Raw genomic sequence first — 5,845 nt, forward strand, 5'->3', positions numbered from 1 at the left:
TAGAGGCTAAATACAATGAGTAAAGAAATTTTAGCGGTAGCAGAAGCGGTATCGAACGAAAAAGCGGTACCTCGTGAGCGTATCTTTGAGGCTCTTGAGATTGCTCTAGCAACTTCTACAAAGAAGAAATACGAAATCGAAATCGACGTACGTGTTGCCATTGACCGTAAAACCGGTGAGTTTGTAACTTACCGCCGTTGGTTAGTTGTTGATGACGTTGAGAACCCTACAAAAGAGATCTCACTAGAAGCAGCGCAATACGAAGATGATTCAATCGAGCTTGGCGACTACGTAGAAGACGAAATCGAATCAGTAACGTTTGACCGTATTACGACTCAAACTGCTAAGCAAGTTATCGTACAAAAAGTTCGTGAAGCTGAGCGCGCACAAATCGTTGAACAGTTCATCGACAATGAAGGTGATCTAATCACTGGTGTCGTGAAAAAAGTAAACCGTGACACAATCGTGCTTGATCTTGGTAATAACGCTGAAGCGGTAATCCTGCGTGATGACCAACTTCCTCGTGAAAACTTCCGTCCAGGCGACCGCGTACGTGGCCTTCTTTACAAAGTCGCGCCTGAAGCACGTGGTTTCCAATTGTTCATCACTCGTTCTAAGCCAGAAATGTTGGCAGAACTGTTCCGTGTTGAAGTGCCTGAAATCGCAGAAGATATTATCGAGCTGAAAGGCGCAGCACGTGATCCTGGTTCTCGTGCTAAGATCGCTGTCAAAACAAATGACAAACGTATCGACCCTGTAGGTGCGTGTGTTGGTATGCGTGGTGCACGTGTACAAGCTGTTTCTGGCGAACTTGGTGGTGAGCGTATCGATATCGTTCTTTGGGATGATAACCCAGCTCAATTCGTTATCAACGCAATGGCGCCAGCTGATGTTGCTTCTATCATCGTTGATGAGGATGCACACTCAATGGACATCGCAGTTGAAGCTGACAACCTAGCGCAAGCTATTGGTCGTAACGGTCAAAACGTGCGTCTAGCATCTCAACTAACCGGTTGGGAACTGAATGTTATGACAGTTGCTGATCTTCAGAAGAAACACGCTGAAGAATCACAAGCATCTATTGAAAACTTCATGAAGTACCTAGATATTGAAGAAGACTTCGCTCAACTTCTTGTTGAAGAAGGTTTCTCAACGCTAGAAGAAATCGCATACGTGCCAGTTAACGAGCTACTAGAAATCGATGGTTTGAATGAAGAACTAATCGAAGAGCTTCGTGGACGTGCAAAAGATGCACTAACGACGATCGCACTAGCACAAGAAGAGTCTTTTGAAGGTCTAGAACCAGCTGAGGACCTACTTGCACTTGAAGGTCTTGAGCGTGAGATGGCATTTAAATTGGCAGCGAAAGGTGTAGCGACACTGGAAGATCTTGCTGACCAAGGTATTGACGATTTAGAAGGTATCGAAGGCCTGACCGAAGAACGTGCAGGTGAGCTAATTATGGCCGCACGTAACATCTGTTGGTTCGGCGAAGAAGCATAATTTTCGGCAAGGAGGAAGCGGCATGACACAATTAACAGTTAAAGCACTGAGTGATGAGATTGGTACGCCAGTCGACCGCTTGATTGAACAACTTGCTGACGCTGGCATTAAAAAGGCGAGCTCTGACAATGTTACTGATGAAGAGAAGCAGAAGCTTCTCTCTCATTTAAAGAAAGAACACGGTGATAAATCAGGTGATTCAGAGCCGACTCGCCTTACGCTTCAGCGTAAAACTCGTAGTACACTTAGTGTGAACGCGGGTGGTGGTAAGAGTAAGAATGTTCAGGTTGAGGTGCGCAAAAAACGTACATACGTGAAGCGCAGCACAATTGAAGATGAAGCGAAACGTGAAGCTGAAGAAGCAGCACAACGTGAAGCAGAAGAAGCAGCAAAACGTGCAGCAGAAGAAGCTGCAAAACGTGAAGCTGAAGAAGCTGCGAAACGTGAAGCTGAAGAAGCTGCAAAACGTGAAGCGGAAGAAAAAGCGAAACGTGAAGCTGAAGAAAAAGCGAAGCGAGACGTAGATACGAATGCACAACGTAATGCTGAAGAAAAAGCAAAGCGTGATGCTGAAGAGAAAATTAAGCAAGAAGCAGCGCGAAAAGAGGCCGACGAGCTTAAACGTCGTCAGGAAGAAGAAGCTAAGCGTAAGGCTGAAGAGGAAAGTCAGCGCAAGCTTGAAGAAGCTCGCGAATTGGCTGAAAAGAATAAAGAGCGTTGGTCTGCTGCAGAAGAGAAAAAGGGTGATATGGAAGATACAGATTACCATGTAACGACTTCACAATACGCACGTGAAGCCGAAGATGAAGCAGATCGCAAAGTAGAAGGCGGTCGTCGTAAGAAGAAAAAAGCAGCTTCGGGTAAAGACGACCAAGCTCGCGGTAGCCGTAACAACCAACGTGGCGGTAGAGGTCGTAAGGGCAAACTTGCTAAGCCGACTTCAATGCAGCACGGGTTTGATAAGTCAGCAACGGTTGCTAAGCAAGACGTTGTAATTGGCGAAACGATCGTTCTATCAGAACTTGCTAACAAGATGTCGGTTAAAGCGACAGAAGTTATCAAAGTAATGATGAAGATGGGCGCTATGGCGACTATCAACCAAGTGATCGACCAAGAAACAGCACAACTTGTTGCTGAAGAAATGGGCCATAAAGTAGTTCTTCGTAAAGAGAACGAACTGGAAGAAGCGGTACTATCTGACCGTGACACTAACGCGGAAGCAGTTCCGCGTGCTCCAGTTGTTACTATCATGGGTCACGTTGACCACGGTAAAACGTCAACACTTGACTACATCCGTCGCACACACGTTGCTTCTGGCGAAGCGGGTGGTATTACTCAGCACATTGGTGCGTACCACGTTGAAACAGACAACGGCATGATCACGTTCCTTGATACTCCTGGACACGCAGCGTTTACTGCAATGCGTGCTCGTGGTGCTCAAGCAACAGATATCGTTGTTCTTGTAGTTGCAGCAGACGATGGCGTAATGCCACAAACAGTAGAAGCGATTCAGCACGCGAAAGCGGCAGGCGTTCCTCTAATTGTTGCTGTGAACAAGATCGATAAAGAAGACGCGAACCCAGATAACGTTAAGAACGAGCTTGCTCAATACGACGTTATTCCTGAAGAGTGGGGCGGTGAGAACATGTTCGTTCATATCTCTGCTAAACAGGGTACAAACATCGATGGTCTTCTAGAAGCAATCCTTCTTCAGTCTGAAGTTCTTGAACTTACAGCTGTAGCTGAGGGCATGGCATCTGGTGTTGTTGTTGAATCTCGCCTAGATAAAGGTCGTGGTCCAGTTGCAACAGTACTTGTTCAATCAGGTACACTAAACAAAGGCGACATCGTTCTTTGTGGTCAAGAATACGGCCGTGTTCGTGCAATGCGTGATGAGCTAGGTAAAGAAATTACTTCGGCTGGCCCATCTATCCCTGTAGAGATCCTAGGTCTTTCAGGTGTACCATCTTCAGGTGATGAAGCAACAGTAGTTCGTGACGAGCGTAAAGCGCGTGAAGTAGCTAACTACCGTGCTGGTAAGTTCCGTGAAGTGAAACTTGCTCGTCAGCAGAAATCTAAACTAGAGAACATGTTCTCTAACATGACTGCTGGTGAAGTTGCTGAACTTAACGTTGTACTTAAAGCAGACGTTCAAGGTTCTGTAGAAGCAATCGCTGACTCATTAGTTAAGCTATCTACTGACGAAGTTAAAGTGAACATCGTTGGTTCTGGTGTAGGTGGTATTACGGAAACTGACGTAGTACTAGCGGAAGCTTCAAACGCCATCATCCTTGGCTTTAACGTTCGTGCAGATGCTTCTGCTCGCCGTGCTGTTGAAGCCGCAGCTGTTGACTTACGTTACTACTCAATCATTTACCAATTGATTGATGAAGTGAAACAAGCAATGGGCGGTATGCTTGCTCCAGAATTCAAGCAAGAGATCATTGGTCTTGCTGAAGTTCGTGACGTGTTTAAGTCACCGAAACTGGGCGCTATCGCTGGTTGTATGGTTACAGAAGGTGTGATCAAGCGTAACAACCCAATCCGTGTACTACGTGATAACGTTGTTATTTACGAAGGTGAACTAGAGTCACTACGTCGTTTCAAAGATGACGTTCAAGAAGTTAAGAATGGCTACGAATGTGGTATCGGCGTTAAGAACTACAATGATGTTCGCGTTGGTGACCAAATCGAAGTCTTCGAAATCGTTGAAATTAAACGTACTCTAGACTAATTGACTAAAATTACTAATATTGTCTTTGAAAGATAAGTAGTAATTGGTTGTTGAATACACCATGGGGGGCTGGCTTTGACCAACCCCCCATTCTTTCTATATAAGAGTAAAGATATGTCAAAAGAATTTAGCCGCACGCAGCGCGTTGCACAGCAGCTGCAAAAAGAACTAGCGATGATCCTTCAACGTGAAGTTCGTGACTCTCGCCTTGGCATGGTGACGATCTCAGACGTAGAAGTCTCTCGTGACCTAGCTTACGCAAAAGTATTTGTGACCTTCCTGTGTGTGGGTGAGCAAACACCAGAATCATGTCTAGCAGCGCTACGTGAGCACGAAGTGCACATTCGCATGATGTTAGGTAAGCGTATTCGTCTACGTTTAACGCCAGAAATCCGCTTCTACTATGACAATACGCTTGTTGAAGGTATGCGTATGTCTAACCTAGTGTCTGAAGTCGTTAGTTCAGACAAACAAAAGCAAAAAGATTCTGGTCGTGAGGACGAAGAATAATGGCTCGTCGTCGTAAAGGTCGTCCAATTAATGGCGTTATACTGTTGGACAAACCAACAGGTATCTCTTCCAATGATGCACTGCAAAAAGTAAAGCGAATCTACTTTGCTGAGAAAGCAGGCCACACTGGAGCCTTGGACCCATTAGCGACAGGCATGCTGCCAATTTGCTTGGGTGAAGCGACAAAATTTTCTCAGTTTCTTCTTGATTCTGATAAACGCTACCGTGTGATCGCAAAGCTGGGTGAACGTACCAATACGTCTGACTCGGATGGTGAAGTTGTAGAGACGCGTCCAGTCGATGTTACGTTAGACAAGCTAGAGTCGTGCATCGATCAGTTCCGTGGTGAATCTGATCAAGTGCCTTCCATGTTCTCTGCGTTGAAGTATCAAGGTAAACCCTTGTATGAATACGCTCGTAAAGGCATCGAAGTTCCGCGTGAATCTCGTAAGATCACGGTATATGAGATTGTTCTTCACCGTTTTGAAGGCGATGAAGTAGAGATGGAAGTGCACTGCTCTAAAGGTACCTATATTCGTACTATCGTTGATGATCTGGGCGAAATGTTAGGTTGTGGTGCGCACGTAACTATGCTTCGTCGTACTGGTGTTGCTAAATACCCTTACGAGAATATGGTAACACTTGAGCAACTAAATGAGTTGCTAGAGCAAGCTCACCGCGAGGAACGAGCGCCTCGAGAACTACTGGACCCACTGCTTTTGCCAATGGATACAGCGGTAGAAGACTTACCAGAAGTCAACTTGGTGCCTGAACTGGCGGATATGGTCCAACATGGGCAGCCCGTTCAAGTATTTGGTGCTCCGACAGAGGGCTCACTTCGCCTTACTATGGGTGAAGAACGCTTGTTTATTGGCGTTGGCGAAATGAACGAAGATGGCAAAATCGCTCCTAAGCGATTGGTCGTGTTCCGAGATGACGTTGCATCCAAGTAAATGATTGAAAATACCGACCTGAGTGTCGGTATTTTTATATTGCACGAGATAGGAAATTTCCCTATAATCCGCGCTTCGCGTAGCGGCTGAATCAGAGATTGGCTGCTACAACTTTAAACCTACTCTTATTAGGAGAGAATTATGT

General features: G+C 45.7%; 4 protein-coding genes. All 4 read left to right on the top strand.

Annotation, left to right across the window (positions count from 1 at the left end; translation table 11 throughout):
• Positions 1–15: 15 nt before the first annotated feature.
• The 4 genes from nusA (at position 16) to truB (ending at position 5,700) form a co-directional block, all read left to right on the top strand.
• Positions 16–1,503 (top strand): transcription termination factor NusA, encoded by a 1,488-nt coding sequence (gene nusA / locus CAG68_RS19025; protein ID WP_005380084.1) that lies wholly within the window; start codon positions 16–18, stop codon positions 1,501–1,503.
• Between the two features lie 22 nt (positions 1,504–1,525).
• On the top strand, positions 1,526–4,237 hold the full coding sequence (infB, locus tag CAG68_RS19030) for a translation initiation factor IF-2 (protein ID WP_161441512.1): 2,712 nt from the start codon (positions 1,526–1,528) through the stop codon (positions 4,235–4,237).
• 114 nt (positions 4,238–4,351) lie between these two features.
• Positions 4,352–4,747 (top strand): 30S ribosome-binding factor RbfA, encoded by a 396-nt coding sequence (gene rbfA / locus CAG68_RS19035; RefSeq protein WP_161441513.1) that lies wholly within the window; start codon positions 4,352–4,354, stop codon positions 4,745–4,747.
• The gene (truB, locus tag CAG68_RS19040; protein WP_161441514.1) at positions 4,747–5,700 is read left to right on the top strand and encodes a tRNA pseudouridine(55) synthase TruB; all 954 of its coding nucleotides are present in this window, start codon (positions 4,747–4,749) and stop codon (positions 5,698–5,700) included. The genes rbfA and truB overlap by 1 nt, the downstream gene beginning before the upstream one ends.
• Positions 5,701–5,845: the final 145 nt, after the last annotated feature.

The organism is Vibrio sp. V42_P2S4T144 (assembly GCF_009904715.1).
Taxonomy (GTDB): Bacteria; Pseudomonadota; Gammaproteobacteria; order Enterobacterales; family Vibrionaceae; genus Vibrio; species Vibrio alginolyticus.